This is a genomic window from Denitrobacterium detoxificans (assembly GCF_001643775.1).
GTDB lineage: Bacteria > Actinomycetota > Coriobacteriia > Coriobacteriales > Eggerthellaceae > Denitrobacterium > Denitrobacterium detoxificans.
Genome location: NZ_CP011402.1, coordinates 913,340 through 934,175, shown reverse-complemented (window position 1 = coordinate 934,175; position 20,836 = coordinate 913,340). Strand labels below are relative to the sequence as shown.

Here is a 20,836-nt window from a genome sequence, read left to right as displayed (position 1 = left end):
TTTTTCCATGCATGTAAGAAAGATAGAGGAGATTCGTGAACATCCCAACGTTGAAAACCTGGCTATACGAAAACATCGCCGAACTAGTCGGTGCGGAACCCGAAGAGCTCGAAGGAAGCGACTCACTCTACGACATCGGACTCCAGTCAATCACGCTCATGCAACTTATCGATCGCGCCCATGGACAAATGGGCGTTTTGCTGTCATACGCAGATGCCATAGAAGCGCCCACGCTTGATGCGCTCGTGAAATGCGCGGAAGAGGCAGGCGTGAAGGAACCGGAAACGGAGCAGGACGCCAGCAAGGCAACCCAGTCTGCCCCACGCGAAGACGAATCATTCGCGCTCTCCATCATGGGCCATGCGTACTGGGCAGGCAGGCAGGATATGGCGGGCAACGGAGGCGTTCCCGCCCACTTCTACCACGAATTCACGGCAGATCGCATTGACGCTAGCCGCCTCGACTACGCGCTCGGCAAGGTGTTCGAACGACATCCCATGCTGCGTGCGCGCGTCGACGAAAGCGGCCGCCAGCACATCTGCGACTCCCCCGCCCACCCCACGTGCACCGTTCACGATTTCTCGAACCTCAGCTCATGCGACGAGGAACGTGCATACGAGGCCTTCCGCTCGAGCATGGTGAACAAGACCATGGACATTTCGCAGGGCGAAGTCCTCGACGTGCACCTCGTGCACCGCTGCAACGGATCGAGCGTTCTGGCCATCCTTCTGGATATGGGCGTTTCCGACGCACGCAGCTTCCGCACGGTCCTTGGTGAACTGGCGCATTACTACGTTGCCCCCCATCAGGAGCTACCCGCCGTCACGGCCGATTACCGTACGTACATTACACGCCTTGCACAGCAAAGCGAACAGGAGCAAAGCGATCGCGCCTGGTGGAGCGAACGCCTGGACAGTCTGCCCGACCAGCCGCGCCTTCCTCTCGCAGGCAACGATGAATCACCCGAAAACCGCTCGTATCGCCTGAACATGCGCCTTTCCACCAGCGAATACAACGCGCTCGACTCCCTAGCGCGCCGTGAAGGAGTCACGCTCACGGCGCTGCTCATGACGCTATTCGGCTACGTCGTTCAGAACTGGAGCGAAAACGACCGTTTCATCTTGAACGTACCCGTATTCAGCAGGCCCACCGACATCCCCGGCATCAACGACGTCGTGGGCGACTTCACGGGATCGGTGCTCGTGGACGTAAACATCGATTCGGAAAAGCCCTGGCGCGACGCGCTGCATAGCGTGCATCACACGCTCGCCGAAGCGCTGAGCCATCACGAGTATCCGGGCGTAAAGGTGCTGCGCGACCTTACCAAATACCGCGGCGAACCTGCCCGCGCATCAATCGTCTTCACATCCGCCATGGGCATCGGCGAGCTCTTCAGCGAAGAATTCCGCGCGAACCTGGGCGAACCCACATGGATCACCAGCCATAGCCCCTACACGGCACTCGATGTGCAGCTGAGTCTAGTCGCTGGTGCGCTCCACGTGAACTGGGACGTGCGCGCCGGCGTGCTGGCCCCGGGCGTGCCCGAGGCCATGTTCGACGCGTTCCGCCGCGCGCTCTCCGACGCCGCGTCGGGCGCCGCCCCGGCCGGCGAGCCCCTGGCCGTGGCGCTGCCCGCCGCGCAGGGTGCCGCGCGAGCCGCCCACCAGGCCGCCCTCGACGCGGCCGCCGAGGGCCGCTCCTGGGCCCCGGGCCTGCTGCAGGACGCCTTCCTGGCCCGCGCCGCCGAGGACCCGCTCGCGCCCGCCGTCTCGGGCCCGGGCGCGGAGTCGGCCACCCGTGGCGGGCTGGCCGCCATGGCCCGCGCCGCCGCCGCGTCGATCGCCGCGGCCGGCGTGGAGCCCGGCTCGCGCGTGGGCGTGTGCGCCGCGCGCGGCGCCTCCCAGGTGGCATGCGCCTACGGCGCGCTGCTCGCCGGCTGCGCCTACGTGCCCCTCGAGCCCCACCGTGCCCGAGGCCCGCAGGGCCCGCATAGCCGAGCGCGCGAGGCTCTCGGCGCTGCTGTGCGACGGGGACGCCCCCTGGTGGGGCGGCGCCGCGCTCGCCGCGCCGCGGCCGGGCGACGACGCGCCCGCCGGCTGGGAGCCGCCCGCGCAGGCCGCACCCGGCGATCCCGCCTACGTGATCTTCACCTCGGGCTCCACCGGCGAGCCCAAGGGCGTCGTGGTCAGCCACGCCGCCGCGCTCAACACCGTGCGCGACGTCTGCGCCCGCTTCTCGATCGGCCCCTCCGACGTGGCCCTGGCCGTGTCGGGGCTCGACTTCGACCTGTCGGTGTTCGACCTGTTCGGCGTGCTTGGCGCCGGCGGCTCGCTGGCGTTCTGCGAGCAGGGCCCCATCGCCGACCCCGCCCGCTGGACGGCCGCCGCGCGCGAGGCGGGCGCCACCGTGTGGAACTCCAGCCCCGCGCAGATGACCATGGCCCTCGACGCCGGCGAGCCGGGGCTGCCGGGCACGCTGCGCCTGGCCCTGCTGTCGGGAGACTGGGTGCCCACCGACTCGCTCGAGCGCGTGCGCCGCTGGGCGCCCGGCGCCACCGTGGCCGCCCTGGGCGGCGCCACCGAGGCCGCCATCTGGTCCAACGTGCACGTCATGGCCGACGGCGACGCCGGGCGGCCCTCGGTGCCCTACGGCGCGGCCCTCACCGGCCAGCGCATGGAGGTGGCCGGGCCGGGCCTGCGGGCGCGCCCCGACCTGGTGCCCGGCGAGATCGTGATCTCGGGCGCGGGCCTGGCCGAGGGCTACCTGGGCCGCGACGACCTCACCGCCGCCGCCTTCGTGGAGGGCCCCGGCGGGACGCGCTGGTACCGCACGGGCGACGTGGGGCGCTGGCTGCCCTGCGGCGAGATCGAGTTCCTGGGCCGCCGCGACACGCAGGTGAAGATCCGCGGCAACAGGATCGAAGTGGCGGAAGTGGAAGCAACCATCAACGCGCACCCCAAGGTGGAACGCTCGCGCGTGGTCATCTTGGGCGAAAAGTCGAATCGCTCGCTTGGCGCAGCTGTCATCGCCCGTGGCGACCTTTCCGCGGAAGAGCTCGTCGCCCACCAGAAACCGCAACTACCCGCAGCCGCCGTATGCCACAACATCCTGTTCCTGCCTGCCTTCCCCATCACGCACAACGGGAAGATCGACATGAAGCAGCTGAAGGCCATGCTCGAGGAAACGCGCTCCAACGCAAGCGCGTTGCAGCAAGCGCCCGAAACCGAGGCAGAGAAGCTGGTTGCATCCATCTGGGAATCGGTCCTGGACATCGACGCCATCGGACGCGATGAGTCATTCTTCGACATCGGAGGCGACTCGCTCAGCGGGACCAAGGTCCTGGCAGCACTGCGTGCACAGGGAAAGAAATCGTCCCTCGTGAATCTCTTCGAGCACCCCACGCTGCAGGCATTCGCGCGCACGCTCGAGGAATCATCGGCCCCAGAAGCGGAAACCATCCTGAAAGCCACGACTCCCGATGAGCCGTTCGAGCTCACCCAGGTGCAGAAGGCATACCTCTACGGACAAGACCCGACCGTTGAACTGGGCGGCATCAGCTGCACCTTCTACCGGGCTTATCGCGTAGAAAACCTAGATGAAGCGCGTCTTGGGCAAGCACTTGGCACCATCGTGAAACGACATGCCATGCTGCGCATGCGCATCGAGGATGGACAGCAGCGCTACGACGAAACCGTTACCGGCATTGAAATCGAGCACTTCCATAGTGCAGCAGACATGCATGAGACGCTCGGCCACCGCACGTTCGACCTCGCATGCGCGCCGCTCATGGCCGTGGGCGTAGCGGAAAGCGCCGACGAGTCCATCGTGGGCATCGCATTCTGTAACATCGCCATCGACGCGGCAAGCGTGCTCATGCTGCTGCGCGAAATCAGCGCGGCATACCATGGCGAAACGCTGCCGGCAACACCCCGCATCGAGTTCCGCGATTACATGCTCAACCGCACGAAGTTCCTGGAAGACCGAGCGGAAGCCGATCTATCCTACTGGCGCGAACGCACGGGCAGCATGCCGAAGGCACCCGAGCTGCCGCTCCTGCGCTCGCCCGAAACCATGGGTGCGCCACGCTTCTCGCGCATGGCGCGCACGCTCGATGCAGCCACATCGGCCCAACTCGAAGCGGCATGCCGCACGCATGGATCCACCGTAGCCGCACTGCTATTCGCCCTTTACGGCGAAACGCTTCGACGCTATTCGGCCTCGCAAGGCGTCACCATCACCGTTACCGCGTTCGACCGCGAGCCCGTACATCCCGACATCGATAAGGTGATTGGCGACTTCACGAAGCTCGTCCTTTCCAGCTATACGCGCAACGCAAACGAGAGCTGGGAGAATACGCTTCGCGCAACCACGCGCAATCTTCTTGCCGACCTGGACCACTGCTCCGAAGGCGCCATGCAACAGGTGCGAAGCGAGCTCTTCCAGCAGGGCAAGTCCTTCCCCGTTGTATTCACTGCGGCGCTGGGCCTCGAACGCAACGAAGAGCACACCAGCCTCTTCTCCACATGCGTGCATGGCCTTTCGCAAACGCCGCAAACGTGGCTCGACTGCCAAGTGAGCGATTTCGGCGGCGATGGCATCACCGTAACCTGGGATCACGTGGAAGGCCTCTTCCCCGAAGGATTCCTGGAGGACGCATTCGACTACTTCTGGCGCACGCTCGAGTGGTGCGCACGGGAAAGCTGGGACAGCGCATTCCCCGAGCCCACGCCCGCACGCGTGAAGGCACCGGGCGCCCACAGCACGCATTGCCTGCACGAGCTCGTCTGGCGTCACGCGCAGGCCATGCCCGACGCCATCGCCATCAGGATGCCGAAGACCAACGAAAGCGTGACCTACGGCCAGCTGGCCCACGACGTGCGCGTCGCGCGCACGTACCTTGCAAGTCGCAACGTGCAGCAAGGCGACCGCGTTGTGGTTTGCTGCACTGCCATGCGCCGTCGCATTGCCTTCGCCCTGGCCCTGTTCTGCGAAGGAGCCGTATACGTGCCCGTTTCATCGACGCAGAACGGCCATAGGATCCACCAGGTCATCGAGCAGAGCGGCGCACGTCAGGTCATCGACGACGAAACGACGATCGACGACAGCCAGGAACCGGAAACCACCCCGCCCGTATTCGATCCCAACGCCATGGCGTACATCATCTTCACCTCGGGAACCACGGGAACGCCCAAGGGCATTGCCATCTCCCACAGCCAGGCCATGACCACCATCGAAGCCGTGCTCGAGCTTTGGCAAACAAGCGAAGCGCCGCGCACGCTCGCGGTATCCTCGCCCGATTTCGACCTGTCCATCTTCGACATCTTCGGAACGCTCAGCGCAGGCGGCACCGTCGTGGCGCTAGACGGGGCCGACAACCGCGATTCGCAAACGCTTGCCCGCATCGTGCAAGACGAGCACGTCACGCTGTGGAATTCCGTGCCACAGCTGCTGCAGATGACCATCGCAAGCGCCGAAGCGGGCCAGCTGCAATCGCTGCGCATGGCCTGCGTATCAGGCGACAAGGTGCCGCTCGACATGCCCAAGGAGGCAAAACAGGCGGCCCCCATGGCACGCTTCATAGCCATGGGCGGCGCAACCGAAGCCGCCATCTGGTCGAACTGGTTTGCCCCGCTCGAAGAGACCGCATGGGAGCAGGCCGACCCTCGCTACCCAAGCGTGCCGTACGGGCATGCGCTCCCCGGACAAGGCTACGAAGTGCTCGCCCCCGCGACGGGCGAGGTATGTCCGCGCTGGACCATCGGCGAACTGGCCATTACCGGCGCTGGCGTGGGCATTGGCTACGTCACGGGCGAAGACGGATTCTTCGAACGCAACGGCGTGCGCACGTACCGCACGGGCGACATGGGGCGCATTCGCCCCAACGGCATCATCGAAATCCGCGGAAGGTCGGATTCGCAGGTGAAGGTTGGCGGACATCGCATCGAACTCGGCGAGCTCGAATCGTTCGCCGAATCGCTCCCCTTCGTGGGGCGCGCCGTAGCTGGCATTACATCCGATGGCAAGCTTGGCCTGGCTCTCGAACGTGAATGGAACGCGCCGAAGGCGGCGCTTCCCCCGCACGCCTCATTCGACCCAGCCAACGCCGGAGAGGCGTATTTGAGCGAACGCCAGATAGCCTCCATCCTCACCCAGGTGCTGGAACGCAGGCATGACGTCAACCCCGAATACCGTCCACTGGTAGCCGTATGGCAGCAATGGCTCGAAGAGCACGCAGAAGCCGCGCGGAACCAGGAAGACGCACCCCAGTCAATCGTCGACGACTTGCTGAAGCTCATTTCGGGAGAAGCGGGAACCGACGTATTCGCCGGAAACCCGTTCCTAGATTTCGAAGAGCAGATGCTCGCCGACCCCGCATCGCGAGCGGCACTCGCATTGGCATCCGAGCGCATCCCGAAAACGGGCGCGGTGGGCATGCTCGCCGCCTCGGACCGCGTTGCGCACGCCATCGCAGACGGCACACCCTTCCAAGGCATACCCGGCCCCAACGTCGATTGCGTGTGCGAAAGCCAGCAACTGGATTGTCTTATCGCCCCATTCAGCATGCACCGCTTCGATACGCGCCAGGCGGCCCTGGGCCGTGCGGCAAGCGCGCTGCGGGAAGACGGCGTGCTCGTGGTCGCGGAAATCGAGACGCTCTCGCCCGCTGCCATGATTTCGGCGGTGGCGCTCTCCCGTGGCGCGCTCAACCCCTACGCCACGAACGATGACGCTTCGACCATCTGCGCAGCCGAAGCCTGGATGAACGATGCGGCTGCCATGGGCCTCGTGCCAACCGCACTGCACCGTGCCACCACGAATGATGCCTACGTCATCTGCTTCCGCAAGATGGATGCCGCGCCCCTTGCGCACGTCCACGCATTCCTGCGCGACCACGTGCCGGCGTCCCACATCCCCGCGCACCTATCGTTCATCGACACGCTGCCCCTTTCCCGCAATGGAAAGGTCGACCGCAAGCGCGCCATGGCGGCCCTCGATCGCATGAGCACCACGAGCGAAACGCGCGAGGAAACGGAAACGGAACGACGTCTTGAGGCCATCTGGTGCGAAGCGCTAGGCATCGACTCATGCAACCCCGATGCAAGCTTCTTTGAACTGGGCGGCGACTCCCTTACGGCCGCACGCGTGGCACGCATCGTAAGGACACGACTCGACGACGAATTCAGCCTACGCGATTTCCTCGACGCACCATCTATTGCCGCCGCTGCTGCGCTCGTCGACGAACACCGTCTGGCGCTGGGCGATTTCGACGAAGGCGAGCTGTAATGACCATCACGATATTGGGCGCCAGCGGGCGCATGGGATCTGCGGTCGCGAACCTCTTCGCAAGGGAGCTCGCGAACGCAGACATAGAGGAAACTGTCATAGGAACGTACCGTAATGCGCCACTCGCCATCGACGGCGTGCAAGACGTGCAACTTGATGCAAACGACGAGAAGGCCCTTGCCGCACTCTGCACGCAGAGCGACACCGTCATCGACTGCCTAGGGCCTTCGGCCGTCTACGGCGAACGCGTCTCGCGCGTCTGCGATGCATGCAGCACGCCGCTCATCTCGCTTGGACACGTACACGCACAAGGTGCCCGGGGGCAGATTCTGCAAGCGGGCGCCATACCCGGGTTCCTTGCAGGCGCGTTCCTGCTCGCCGGCACCTCGGCCAAAAATGACGTTGAAATGATATATGAATTCAACGGTACGCTCACTCCCGCAGCAGCGCACGATATCCTAGCCACAGACTATAGCAATGGGTTAGATGCATCCTATGGGAAGCCGCACGCCACTTCCGTGGACGCAACAGTCGCGATACCCTATTCCGATGCTGTGACCTGGGAACTCGCATGTAAACATCACCTAGAAGTACACGCCTTCAGCATATGGCCCCAGGCGCTTCTCGAAGCATTTCATGCTCCTGCAGACATGGGGCTCGACCGCAGGGCCTTGTCCATGAGCGCTGCTTCAACGCTGGGGTACAATCATGATACGCTCGTACATATCATCACCAACCCTGGCACATACGACCAGGATATAATAACCCTGCACATCCCCTCGCTCTACGAGTTCAGCGCCGCCGGAGCATGGCTCGCCTGGCAGGAATCCCCTTGCCAGAATACCGATGAAGCAAAGCCGTTTGCCCTGGTAGCATGGGATAATCTGCCCAGCATAATCGAGCGGGCGCTTCAAATGAGCGGGGGTTGGATTTCCCGTTCCGGGGAAGACGAAGCGGAAGAAGGAGAGCTGTAATGACCGATACGGCGCACGTAATCGTCTGCGGAACGACCTTTGGCGCAATGCACGCGAAAGCCGTTCACGACGACCCCAGCCTGGAGCTCGTGGGCATCCTAGCCGGTGGCAGCGAACGCTCCAAGGGCATCGCATCGGCGTTCGACACGACCCTCTTCACGTCACCCAGCACCGTTCCCGAACCAAGCGAAAACGCCGCGAATATCGCGAGCGTCGCCCTGCGTTCATCGATCCTGGGCGGTCGAGGAAACGAAATCGCCACCAGCCTCATGGAGCGCGGCTACGACATTCTGCTAGAGCCTCCCGTCCACGCAAACGACATCGCAGAGCTTGCACGATGTGCGCAGAAGCATGGGCGCAAGCTCGCCGTGGGAAACCTCTATCGCAATCTTCCCGCTGCACAGGCGTTCACTCGTGCGACGCGCTCGATTGCAACGCGTGCCGAAATCACGCATCTGCGCATAAGCGCATCCACCCATGTAACGTACTACCTCTGCGGTCTGCTTGCCGATGTCGTGCCCGGCGCGGCCATTCAGGTACGCAGCACTCAAGAAGAAGGGCCCTTCAAGCACGTGGTGGGCACCCTGGGACGCATCCCCTGCTCCATCGATATCTGGAATCAGATGGACGCTACCAAACCCGATGCCTACGCCCATCTCTTCATGCGCGTAGAAGCGTATACGCAAGCTGGCACGCTCGCGCTTTCGGACGTCACGGGCCCCGTACTGTGGAACCCACGCATGGAGATCATCGAACGCGATGCCAGCGGCCTTCCGCATACGCACGCGCATGCCGCCACGCAAACGCTGTTCGCCGCCAACGAGGAAGCGTCATTCGGCGATTGGATGCGCACAACATGGACGCAGGCCATCGCACGCGACATGAAGGAGCTCGCAGAGGCGCCCGAGGGCAACCGCGCCCTTGCCGCGTGCATGCAGCACGCGCGAAACTGGACGGCGCTCACGAAGGCAGCGGGCTATCCCACAAGCGTGGAAGAGCCACGCAACCTATTCGTTACGCCCGCCGCAGAATAGGCAAAGCCCCGTAGGACCCAAACCCAGGGCCTACGGGGCTTTCACGCACACGGGGGCTTCCGCCCGCTCGAGGGGCACGCATAACGCCACCTGAAGGGCTTCCCCCTGCACTATGTCACGCACATGCCACGTACCGTCTTCGCACGCATGCACGTCGTCAATCGCGCAAATCTTCGAAGGCGCATCCGCAAAGCCAATGCCACGAGCCTTCACGAGCGCTTCCTTGCGCACCCACAAGCGTAGCGCCTCATGCGGCCCATGGGCGCGAATGGCATCCAGCTCGCGCGCGGTGAAGGCATCGGAGGCAAGCTCTCCCGCAATCGAAGAGGCATCGCCTCGCTCAACGTCGACGCCCACCGGGAAGGGCGCAATGGCGAAGGCGCAATACGGCTGGGCCTTGGAGAGCGAGAAATGCAGGCGCGTTCCCTCAACCACAAGAGACGGCGGCCCGTGCCGCACAGACCCGCACCGAGGGCATGGCAGCTGGTCGATGGCCACCTGATTCGGCTGCACCCCCGCAAGGGCCGCCACATGCAGGCGTACGCCCGCATGGACGGCACGGTAGAACGACGCCAATCGCTCGAACTTGAACGACGCAGCGCGGTTGCGCTCCCGTTCGGTAAGCCATGCATCCCATTCTTCGCAGGACCCCGGGGTATTGCGCGTATCGACAACCCATACGATAGGGCCGTCAAGGCTCTGCAATACGGGCATTACGACTCTCGCTGCGCGCGCTTGCTCGTCTTCCCCACGAACGTCTCGGGGAACTCATCGACGATTTCGAATTCGTCGGGAATCTTGAAGCCGGCAATGCCCTTCTGACGCAGGAACTTCTTGAGCTTGAACGGACTCACGCTTCCCGGATCCACGTCTTCGCGCAGCACCACGAACGCCTTCACCTTCTCGCCCAGCACCTGGTCGCGCACGCCCACCACAGATGCGTCGTGAATGGCCTCGTGGGAAAGCAGCAGATTCTCGATCTCCTCGGGAGAGACCTTTTCGCCGCCGCGGTTAATCTGGTCCTTCTTGCGGCCAGTAACCGTAAGGTACCCGCGTTCGTCACGCGAGACGATATCGCCCGTGCAATAGAACCCGTCGAGCGTGAAATCGCGCTCGTTAACCTCGGGCGCGCAATAGTAGCCGCGAATGGTATACGGCCCGCGCGTGAGCAGATTGCCGGGAACGCCCGCGGGCAGGTCGACGCCATCGTCGTCAACGACGCGAACCTCATCGTCAGGCGAAATGCGCAAGCCCTGCGAAGAGACCACAAGGGACTCCGAATCGCTCAGGCGCGTGTAATTGACCAGCCCCTCGGCCATGCCGAAAACCTGCTGAAGCGTGCAACCCAATTCGGGTTTTACGCGTCGCGCCGCCTCTTGGCTAAGCTTCGCGCCGCCCACCTGAAGCACCTGCAACGAAGAAAGGTCCCACTCGTCGCGAACGGAGGAGTTGAGCCACAGCAGGGCCACCGGCGGAACGAGCGAAGAGCTCGTAACATGATGCTTCGAGATGAGCGGAAACGCCACATCGGGGCTACCGCTTGGCGCGAGCACCATCTTCGCGCCCGCATACACGCAGCCCAGGATGCCCGGGGAGCTCATGGTGTAGTTATGGGCGATGGGAAGTGCAATGAGGTGCACGCTTTCGGAAGAAAGCCCGCAAATGCGCGCCGATTCGCGGATGGTGTACAGGTAATCGTCATGCGTGCGGGGAATGAGCTTGGGCTTGCCCGTGGTGCCGCCCGAAAGCTGCAGGAAGGCAACGTCAGCAGGATTGCAACGCTCCTGATGGGAAAGCGGTTCGCCATACAGCTTGCCGAATTCGCGACAATCGTCTTGCGTATCGACGACCAGCGCATGCTCGACGCTTGGCACGCATGCGGCAATCTCGCGCGCCAGAGCGGCATGGTCGAACCCCTCGCATGAATCGATGGTGATATAGGCCTTCGCCTGCGCGAACGAGCAGAAGTACTCGATTTCCGTACGGCGATGCGCCTGCAAGGCGAATACGGGAATGGCCCCCAGCTCGAACAGGGCGAACACGACGTCGAAATACACGGCCACATTGGGAAGGTGAACGACTACGCGATCGCCCCTGCCAATGCCAAGGCGGGAAAGGCCACCAGCCAAACGCAGCACGCGTTCGCCCAGCTTGGCGTAGGTAATCTCCTCTTCCCCATCGACGACCGCAACGTTATCGGCAAACGAGCGAACCGAACCGAAAAACATATCGGCAATGGTTTCGCCCTTCCAATAGCCCCGTTCGCGGTAGCGCTCGGCGAATTCGGCCGGAAAGGGAACGACGCCTTCGAGCAGCACATGTTCGGGATGAGGGCCTACCACACACCCTCGAGCCGGCATAGGCTCTTCGCCGCCGTCATAAACGCCCCATTGCATTTGTTCGACCATGTTTCTCCCATCCCGAATGCCCTATGCAAAAACGGGAGACGAACCATGCGCCCTCCCGTTACCACATTCGATTATTTTAGCACGTCAACACTACTATTAGGCTTGTCTAACTTATGTGACTGTACCATGTAGCACCATCCTGGGCAATCCCCGCCTCCGCAAAAGCGAAGCGCGCACGCCACGCGCTCGACGAAAGGCGAAAACGCGTGAAAAACGCCACTCCATCCCGTTGGACATTCGAAGCAACCGTGAACCGTATTTGAACACCTAATGATATTCGCGACTCAGGCAATGCCATTTTTTGCCGAGGGGACTATAGTGACGTTCGTCAACAATACGAATACGCGCCCCGCTACAGGCGGGGCTTTTTACGCCCAAAAACAGGGTGAAAGGAAGTGAGCCGCGCAATGGCGCAACGCCGCGATAGAAGCATCGACATGCTCAATGGCCCCCTGCTGGGCAAAATCCTCCTCTTCGCGCTCCCCCTCATCATCACGAGCTGCCTGCAGCAGCTATTCAATTCCGTAGACTCGGCCATCGCAGGACAATTCGTTTCCAACGAAGCCCTTGCCGCCATCGGCGCTACGGCACCCATCGTGAACCTCGTCGTCAACGTATTCGTGGGCCTTTCCGTAGGCGCAAACGTTGCCGTCGCCGTGCGCATTGCAAACGGCAGCGAAGCCGAGATCAAGCAGGCAGTGCACACGTCGATGACCGTTTCGATCGTATGCGGCCTCGCCCTCATCGCCGTGGGCCTTGGCGCAACGGGCCCCCTGCTAAACGCCATCGCCACGCCCGAATCGGTCATGGGGCCGGCGGCCCAGTATCTGGGTATCTACTTCATTGGCACGCCGTTCATCATGCTCTACAACTTCGGATCGGCCGTGCTGCGCGGCAAAGGCGACACGCGCAGCCCGCTCTATGCGCTTGCCATTGCATGCGCCGTGAACGGTCTTCTCGACTTACTGTTCACCACCGTCGTGCCCCTGGGCGTCACAGGCGTTGCCCTGGCCACGGTCATTGCCTACGCCAGCGCCGCCGCCATCGTGCTTGCGGCCATGATGCGCGACAAGGGCGTAACCCACCTGAACCTCCGCCAGCTCCGCATCGCGCGCGGCCCCCTTTCCACGCTCCTGAAGATTGGCGTGCCCGCAGGTATCCAGGGTGCTGTATTTGCCATATCCAACCTGGTTATTCAGGCCGCCATCAATGGCTTCGGGTCGGAGGCCATGGCAGGCTCCACCGCATCCCTGAACATGGAAAGCTATTCCTATTTCGCCGTATCCGCCTTTGCGCAGACGGCCGTAACCTTCATGGGGCAGAACTTCGCAACGAAGCAGTACGGGCGCTGCCGCCGCATCTTCGCCATCTGCATGGGCGGATCCATCGTATTCACGGGCATCATGGGCGTGCTCTTCGCCGTGTTCATGCAGCCCCTCGAGGCGCTCTTCACCGCCGACGCGCTGGCCATGGCATTCGCGAGCATCCGCATGTGGCGCGTCGCCGTCATCGAGTTCATCCCCGCATTCTACGAGGTACCCGCCGGCGCCATGCGCGGCATGGGATCGTCGCTCATGCCAGCCATCATCACCGTCATCGGCACCTGCGCGCTACGTCTAGCCTGGGTGGGTACGGTATTCGCCGCAGACCCCACGTTCGAGACGCTCATGAACGTCTACCCCATTTCCTGGCTTGCAACGGGCATCGCCATGATGGGCGCCTACTTCATCTTCACCTACCGCGTACAGAAGGGCATCGTTGCCCAGCGTGCGGAACGAAAGCAGGCCAAGCGTGCTGCCAAGGTCACGCGCATCGAATCGGGGCAGAAGACGGGATACCGAGCCATCGCAAGTAAGCTCTCCTCCCACCTGCACCTCTCGCACACGCGCAAGGCCGCCTAGCCCCTCAGCGCATACGATACGCAACGGCCCGCGACTACCTGTCGCGGGCCGTTTTACATGCTATGACAACGCGCGTCACTGGACTGCGCCCCACCCTGCCGCTACTGCACGAGACCGGAATCTTCCGTCTTGCGCACGTACCAGCCAAGGAAACGCGCGAGCGGCTTGCGCAGCACGAGGCCCAGCAAGGCGGCGGGCACCAGGAAGAGGGCAAGCTGACCAAGCTGCACCCAGAAGTCATTCTGATACACGCCCATCATGGCGGCACGCATGGCGGCAATCATATGCGTAGCAGGCAGATAGGGGCTTACGGCCTGGAACGCATCGGGAAGCACCTGCAAGGGATAACTGCCATTGCCCGCCGTAACCTGCACAATGAGCAGCAGAACACCCATGGCCTTGCCCAAGTTGGCAAACGACACCACGAACGAATACAGCAGGAACGTGAACACCAGTCCGCCAAACCAGAAGCACAGCAGGTACAGCAACGGCTCGTTCACCTGCACGCCCAGGAAGAACATATTGCCCAAGGCCATTACCGTAGTCTGGGCAAGCGACGCAAGGGCGAAAATGCCGAAGCGACCCAGGAAGAGCTGACGCGGCTTGGGGTCGACGAGTTCGCGCTGGGCATCTTTGGAAACGAGAACGCGAATGGCCACGGTAAGCAAAAGCGAGCCAATCCACACCGCAAGCGTCGTATAGAGGGGCGCCATCTGCGATCCGAAGTTTTCAGCGGGGAAAATGGCATGCCTATCAAGCTGCACGGGCGCGGAAAGCGCCTCGGCGAGCGTACTCGGATCGGTTGAAAGCAATGCGGCAAGCTTGCCCGTGTCGCCCGAAGCGAGCGCCTCCTTCAGCTCGGACGAAAGCTGGGTCAGGCGATCGGCGGATGCCGTCATGTCCTGCGCGGCGGAATTGAGGTCGTCACGCACGGAAGAGAGCTTCTCGGAAATGGACCCAGCGTCACCCTGCAGGTCGTCGGCGGCAGATGAAAGCGTTGCGGCATTCACGGCAAGCGAATCGGCCAAGGAGGAGACGTTGCTCGCCAGATCGTCGAGCACGGGCTTTACCTCGGTGCTGTAATTCGTCTGCAGCTCGGAAATGCTCGCCTTCGCCTGGTCGACCAACTCCTTCGCCTGGGCATACTTGTCCTGTGCATCACCCGTACCGCTCTCGATCTCGTCGGCAGCGGCATCGAGCGTATCGGCAAGCGCGGTATCGGCCGCGATGGTGTTGTCCACCGATGCTATGGCAGCCTGAATGTACGGCTTGTACTGCTCGTCCACCTGGCCCTCCAGCGTCTCGAGGGACGATTTCAAATTCTCGAGGCTACTGATATGCGCCCGTTCGTCACTCGCCTCGCTACGGAGCTGGCTCACGCGATCGGAAACGAGCGTATTGGCATCGCTGAAGACGGTATCGAGCGAAGCGGATAGTTCGTCATACCCCTGGGCGGTATTGGCCAGCGCGGTTTCCAGCGCCGACGTAGACGTAGATAGCGCAGAAGACAGGCTGTCGAACGCGGCGTCTGCCCCCTGGGCATCGCTTTCGACGTCGGAAACGGCGTTCTGGGCGTCGTCGAGCAGCTGCGACGAGCTGGAAACGAGCGATTCGGCCGAGCCAACCAGGCCCGCATACGAGGAAAGCAGGCTCGACGTACGCGACATGGTGTCGCCCATGGTCTGAATATGGTCGGCAAGTTCGCCAATGCGTCCGTTGGCATCGCTGTCCTGCGCATATTCGTACAACGCCGAGGCGATGGAAAGCGCCGTGTCGGAAAGTGTCTGCGTGAAGGCCTCGTTCACCTGATAGGCAACCTGATCGGCACCCTGCCCCGTTACCTTGGGGGCAATGGCGTTCTTCTTCTCGTTCGTGTAATAAACGATTTCCGCATGCGAGGAGTCTTCCGAATAGAAGGTCATCATATCGCGGCTGAAGCTGGAGGGAATGACGATGGCGGCATAGTACTCGCCCGATTCAACGCCCTCGATAGCCTCGTCCTCGCTAACGAACTGCCATTCCAGCTGGTCGTTTGCGCGAAGCGTGGAAACGACACGGTCGCCGATGTTGATCTCGAGCGGAACGAGGTCGCTTTCGTACCCCTCGTCGCTGTTGGCAATGGCCACCTTCAAGTTGCCCGTATTGCCAAACACGTCCCAGCACGCCAGGATGTTGTACCAGCTGAAGATGGAGGGCAGAAACACCAAGCCCAACACGATGATCACGGTGACCACGTTACTGAAGACGCGCTTCAGATCGCCTACGAACAGGCGCCATACGTTCTTCATCGTGCACCACCCCCACGCAGCACGTCAATGGCACGCGCCAGAGGCGTACCGTGAACGCTCTGATGCTGGCTGTACACCTCGCGCAGCTGCTCGTCGGTAAGCCCGATGGCGCTCACGCGATGCTCGATATTGTCGCGAATATGCTCCACGACAACCAGGAAGATCATGATCAATATGAGCCACACGAGCCATGCCGTGAGCATCACGAGCTTGGCCGTGCCCGAAAACGCCAACAAGGGCGTTACCACCAAGGGCACGCCAAAGCCAAGAATCCACGCACCACGCATGAGGCGCGGATACCAAAACGCAAAGCGTTCCACAGAAACGAGCAGCTGCTCGCGGTAGTCTTCGCGATCGGCAAGCACGCTGATCACCTGAGCCAGGCGGAACCTTCGCGCCGGCAGCTCCGACTCCTCGCCATTCATGATGTCGCTCTCGCGAATCTGACGCGAGAACAGGCGATTGAGGTTCGTGAGGTACGGACGCACGATAAGGGCAAGCCCCGTGAAGACGACGAAGAACACAACGAGCATGCCCATGCAGAACGCCCAGTGATCGCCATAGAAGCCGGCTATGGTCTCGCGCATGGCGTTGATGCCATACGTAAACGGAAGCAGCGGGTAGATGGCTTGGAAGAACGAAGGCGTCATCTCGACGGGATACAGGCCCGTGGCGCCGGGAATCTGCGCAAATACCAAGATGATGCAGATGCCCTTGCCAATGTGCTGAAGCAGCACGGAGAGCGAATACTGAATGGCCAAATAGGACAGCGAGGCCACGACGGCGGTAAGCAAATACAAGGGCACGTTTACCGTTTGCACGCCCAGAAACATGTTGCCCACGCAGCACACGATCGCCTGCAGCATGACGAGCACCGATAGGAAGAGGCCGCGTCCAACATAGGCCTGGCGCAGGGTAAGCCCCTTGATGTCTCCCCTATCGACCTCTTGCTTCAGGATGACCATGAGCATGAACACGCCAATCCAGAGCGTAAGGTTGGTGAACAACGGTGCCATGGCCGAACCGAAGCAATTCACGGAATAGAGCGTTTCGGTGGTGAGCTCGGTGGGCGAAAGCATGAAGTCGGCCACCTTCGATGAATCGATGTTCCCATCGACCCCAAAGATCTGTCCGAACAGCTGCGACGTACCCAGCGCCTCTACGTCGGCCTTTACCGTATCGATGCTCGCCTGAAGCGTAGCCAGCAGGTCGTCGGTTTGGTCAAGGGCGTCCTTGGAAGAGCGCAGCGTCTCGTCGAGCTGATCGAGAACGGCAAGCGCCTGATCGATGAGAAGAGACTGGCGCGCCACCGTAGAGGAAAGAGAACCAGACGTGGAGGCGATGCTGGACAGTGCGCTATCGACGTTGGGAATGACGGAGGTGGCAAGCACCGTACGGTATTCGTCGGCGTTCGCAATGGCCGACTGAGCCGCTTCGTTGGCCGCATTGCCCGCGTCAGACGTGTCGGATGCGGCCTTCTTCGTATCCTCGCTGATGGTCTTCAGGTTCTGCAGAGACGAGGAGAGACTTTGGTTGCGCGTCTCCATGGCGTCGATTGCGGCAAGCAGCGAGGTCTTCTCCTGGCCATCGGGTAGAGCGTTGGCGATGGCCTTTAGCTGAGCGATAGTCGTCTCGTTTTGCGAAACGGACGACTCCCCATATGCGATGGCGCTTTCCACGGAGCCCTCGGCGGCAATAACGGACGAGCAGGTCTCGCTCACAGCAATATTGGCATTGGAAGCCGCGCGCGAAGCAAGCACCGAGCCCTGGTCCATGTTGGTGAACACGGTGGACGACATGGTCGCCAGATTGTCCTGCGCGGTGAGCGTAAGCGATTGGACGTCGTTCAGAGAGCCGGAGATGAACGCGATGTCGCCCTTGGCATCCTGCAGCTTCTGCCGCGCATCGGCCGACTTCGTAAGCGCCTCTTCGGCGGAACTGGACAGCTCGGATGCAGACTGGCGGGCCGAGGCAATGCTCTCCTGCGCCGTGGTGAAGCGCGCGATCACGTTTTCCCGCGCCTGGCCAATGTCGGCCTGGGCATTGTCAACGGCCTCGTCGAGCTTGGCGGTAACCACTTCGCTTGCCGACGAAACGAACGCGGCGTTGATCGTCTGGTCGAGCGAGGTAGCACCCGTATCGGTGATCTTCGGCGACACGGCACCCAGCTTCTCGTTCACGTAGTACTCGAGCTGGGGGCGTTGGATGTCGCCCGACAAAAGGGTGGTAAAGCACGAGCTGAAATCGGAGGGAATGACGAATGCGGCGTACGCCTCACCCGACTGCACCTTCTGGATGGCGGTATCGCGGTCGGTAAACTCCCAGCCCAGCTGGGTATTTTCCTCGAGGTTCGAAACGATCTGGCTACCGAGGTCGAGCTGACCCATATCCTCGGAATAGGCTCCCGTATCCTCGTTGACGACGCAGACCTTCAAATTGCCCGTATTGCTATACGGGTCCCAAAAGCCCAGGACGTTGAACCACGTATACATAGACGGGAGAACGATGAGGGCGACGATTACGACAAGCGCAGCGGGCGATTTAAGCAACCGCATGAAATCGCGACCGAATACGCGCAGAATATTTCGCAAGCTACCCTTCCTTCCCTTTTCTCGTATCCAATAAGCAAGTCACGGCCCCGAGCATGCCCGAGACCGTGTTACGAAGCAGAGGCACCACAGGCTCGGCTACAGTTTCCGGGTCTTCTCCATGGCGCGACGAACGGCATGCATGGCAGCAGCGCGGAATCCGTCTTCCTCAAGCGCCTGCACGCCTTCTATGGTAGTGCCCGCGGGCGACGTGACCATATCCTTCAGCTGACCCGGGTGCTTCCCCGTGTCGCGCGCAAGCTGGGCGCTGCCCATAACGGCCTGCGAAACGACCTGGTAGGCATCGGCGCGCGACATGCCCTCGGCAACGGCCGCATCGGCAAGCGCTTCGATGAACAGGAACGTGAACGCGGGCGTGCACCCCGCAACGACGCCAATGACGTCGACCATCTGCTCGGACATCGGCAGAGCGCGACCGCACGAGCCGAAGATGTCGAGCGCAATGCGCATGTCCTCTTCGGTGGCGGTAGCATTGGCGCACAGCCCCGACATGCCCTGGCCAACCAACGCGGGGGTGTTGGGCATGCAACGCACGAGGCGCACGGAGCGCGCCGCGCCCTCGATGCGCTCGAACACATTCAGATTGCCTTCCAAGGCACGCGCGTGCACGAACGAGGCTTCGATCCATTCGATGCTCTTGCCCGCGGCGATGGAGATAAACAGAGGATCGGAATCGACGGTCGCGACTTCCGAGATAACCGTTTCGAGCACGGCCGGCTTGACCGCCAGCACCACCACATCGCACGTGCGCACGATTTCGGAGTTGCTGCTTGCCGGGGTAATGCCCAAGCGCGAGGAAAGCTCGTCGAGCTTCTCGCGAGAAGGATTGCTGGCGAATACGCTCGAGGCGTCGACAAGGCCGGATTCGATAATGCCGCCCATGATCGCCGATGCCATATTACCTGCACCGATAAAGCCGATTTTCATGCTCAAGCACCTCCTGTATACATATGGTTCTATAATACCGAAAAGCGCCCCCGAACGAATCGTACATCTTGCGCGATTCGTCCAGATGGGCGCTTTTGCCATAAAGCCACTATAAACGGCTAGTCAAGCTTCAAATCCCCTTCGCGAATAATGCCAAGGCGGCGGAACAAGATGCCAAATGCCCAGGCGAGAACGGCGGGAAGCACGAAGCAAACGAGGATCATACCCAGCCACTCCGCGACGCCGGGCACGGCACCGCCCGAGACCCAGCCCGTATACAGGCCAATGGGGCCCACCAAACCGCACGTGCCCATGCCGCTGGCAATGGCAGCGCCATTCTGCTCCATGTGGAACAGGCACGTTGCCACCGGGCCGGTAATGGCGGACACGAGGATGGGCACGACCCACACGACGGGCTTGCGCATGATGTTGCCCATCTGCAGCATCGAGGTGCCCAGGCCCTGGGAAACGACGCCACCCCAACCGTTATCGCGGAAGCTCAGCACGGCAAAGCCGACCATCTGGGCGCAGCAGCCGGCAAGCGCGGCACCGCCGGCCAAGCCCGTAAGGCCCAGGGCAGCGCAAATGGCAGCCGAGGAGATGGGCAGCGTAAGAGCGATGCCCACCACGACCGAAACGATGATGCCCATCCAAAGCGGCTGGAGCTCGGTAGCCCACATGATGAAGCCGCCCACGGCAGAGGCAAGCGCGCCAATCCAGGGACCGATGGCCATCGCGAGGCCGCAGCCAACCAAGATAGTCACGCCAGGGGTAACGAGGATGTCCACCTTCGTTTCGCCATGGACCGCCTTGCCGAATTCGGCGGCGATGACGGCAATGACGAGCACGGCAAGTGGCCCGCCCGCGCCGCCGGCGGTGTTGGACGCATAGCCCACTGCGGCAAGCGAGAACAGAACCAGGCCGGGGCTCTTGAGTGCGTAGCCAATGGCAACGGCCATGGCAGCACCCGTGGCAGCCTGGGCAAATGCGCCGATGTCGTTGAAGAACGAAACGCCCGTAAGCGAACCGATGGTGTTCAGAATCGTGCCCATGAGCAGCGATGCAAACAGACCCTGGGCCATGGCCGACATGGCATCGATGGCATACCGCTGAAAACTCACCTCGATGTCCTTACGCGACAGGAATCCGCGGAAACCGCCCTGCCCGCCCTTCGCTACCTGACCACCAGCACGCGCCATGACACATCCTTCCCTTGTTGAGATTATTGGCGGATACATTACGCTTCGTGCAAAAAATCAATTCCGCAAATGAACAATCTTCAAAGGGTGAACTCATTCCCAACCTGGCGAAATGAAACGATGGTGAATGGTCCGGCACCGAACGCAAAGCGCGGGGCATTTGCATTAACATGGAGGGGTTGCACAATCCCGGTTTCGCCATTGGCTAGCAA

General features: G+C 62.1%; 11 protein-coding genes and 2 pseudogenes. 6 read left to right on the top strand and 7 right to left on the bottom strand.

The features are described from left to right. Positions 1 to 35 precede the first annotated feature (35 nt). Positions 36 to 242, top strand: a pseudogene (locus AAY81_RS10835) (phosphopantetheine-binding protein); the annotation flags it as partial. 93 nt (positions 243 to 335) lie between these two features. On the opposite strand, the gene AAY81_RS03790 reads toward AAY81_RS10835, so the two are convergent. Beyond that, positions 336 to 536 carry a hypothetical protein gene (locus AAY81_RS03790; RefSeq protein ID WP_066661567.1) on the bottom strand — a complete coding sequence of 67 codons (201 nt, stop codon included), beginning with the start codon at positions 534 to 536 and terminating at the stop codon, positions 336 to 338. Here AAY81_RS03790 and AAY81_RS10830 point away from each other — a divergent pair. The 4 genes and pseudogenes from AAY81_RS10830 to AAY81_RS03765 form a co-directional block, all read left to right on the top strand. Beyond that, positions 498 to 1,952 (top strand): annotated as a pseudogene (locus AAY81_RS10830) (condensation domain-containing protein); the annotation flags it as partial. The gene AAY81_RS03790 and the pseudogene AAY81_RS10830 overlap by 39 nt on opposite strands. A 13-nt stretch (positions 1,953 to 1,965) precedes the next feature. After that, the gene (locus AAY81_RS03775) at positions 1,966 to 7,284 is read left to right on the top strand and encodes an AMP-binding protein (RefSeq protein ID WP_066661562.1); all 5,319 of its coding nucleotides are present in this window, start codon (positions 1,966 to 1,968) and stop codon (positions 7,282 to 7,284) included. Then, positions 7,284 to 8,258, top strand: a complete 975-nt coding sequence (locus AAY81_RS03770; protein WP_066661561.1) for a saccharopine dehydrogenase NADP-binding domain-containing protein — start codon at positions 7,284 to 7,286, stop codon at positions 8,256 to 8,258. The genes AAY81_RS03775 and AAY81_RS03770 overlap by 1 nt, the downstream gene beginning before the upstream one ends. Next, complete coding sequence (locus tag AAY81_RS03765; protein ID WP_066661559.1) at positions 8,258 to 9,292, top strand: Gfo/Idh/MocA family oxidoreductase; 1,035 nt, start codon at positions 8,258 to 8,260, stop codon at positions 9,290 to 9,292. The genes AAY81_RS03770 and AAY81_RS03765 overlap by 1 nt, the downstream gene beginning before the upstream one ends. 30 nt (positions 9,293 to 9,322) lie before the next feature. Here the strand turns inward: AAY81_RS03765 and AAY81_RS03760 are convergent, their stop codons facing one another. Next, entirely contained in the window at positions 9,323 to 10,006 is a 684-nt protein-coding gene (locus AAY81_RS03760) for a 4'-phosphopantetheinyl transferase family protein (protein WP_066661558.1), read from the bottom strand. Beyond that, on the bottom strand, positions 10,006 to 11,700 hold the full coding sequence (locus AAY81_RS03755) for a (2,3-dihydroxybenzoyl)adenylate synthase (protein ID WP_205630844.1): 1,695 nt from the start codon (positions 11,698 to 11,700) through the stop codon (positions 10,006 to 10,008). Before AAY81_RS03755 ends, AAY81_RS03760 begins: the two co-directional genes overlap by 1 nt. A gap of 407 nt (positions 11,701 to 12,107) precedes the next feature. Between AAY81_RS03755 and AAY81_RS03750 the strand changes: the two genes are divergently transcribed. Further along, positions 12,108 to 13,601 carry an MATE family efflux transporter gene (locus AAY81_RS03750; RefSeq protein WP_066661551.1) on the top strand — a complete coding sequence of 498 codons (1,494 nt, stop codon included), beginning with the start codon at positions 12,108 to 12,110 and terminating at the stop codon, positions 13,599 to 13,601. A gap of 101 nt (positions 13,602 to 13,702) precedes the next feature. Here AAY81_RS03750 and AAY81_RS03745 read toward each other — a convergent pair whose 3' ends face one another. The 4 genes from AAY81_RS03745 to AAY81_RS03730 all read right to left on the bottom strand — a co-directional run bounded on the left by AAY81_RS03745 (position 13,703) and on the right by AAY81_RS03730 (position 20,624). After that, positions 13,703 to 15,889, bottom strand: a complete 2,187-nt coding sequence (locus AAY81_RS03745; RefSeq protein ID WP_066661549.1) for a YhgE/Pip domain-containing protein — start codon at positions 15,887 to 15,889, stop codon at positions 13,703 to 13,705. Then, positions 15,886 to 18,444: a YhgE/Pip domain-containing protein gene (locus AAY81_RS03740; RefSeq protein WP_169815790.1), complete on the bottom strand. Its 2,559-nt coding sequence runs from the start codon at positions 18,442 to 18,444 to the stop codon at positions 15,886 to 15,888. The genes AAY81_RS03745 and AAY81_RS03740 overlap by 4 nt, the downstream gene beginning before the upstream one ends. 132 nt (positions 18,445 to 18,576) lie before the next feature. Next, positions 18,577 to 19,425 (bottom strand): pyrroline-5-carboxylate reductase, encoded by an 849-nt coding sequence (gene proC, locus AAY81_RS03735; protein ID WP_066661545.1) that lies wholly within the window; start codon positions 19,423 to 19,425, stop codon positions 18,577 to 18,579. A gap of 119 nt (positions 19,426 to 19,544) precedes the next feature. Next, positions 19,545 to 20,624 carry a PTS sugar transporter subunit IIC gene (locus AAY81_RS03730; RefSeq protein WP_066661543.1) on the bottom strand — a complete coding sequence of 360 codons (1,080 nt, stop codon included), beginning with the start codon at positions 20,622 to 20,624 and terminating at the stop codon, positions 19,545 to 19,547. Positions 20,625 to 20,836: the final 212 nt, after the last annotated feature.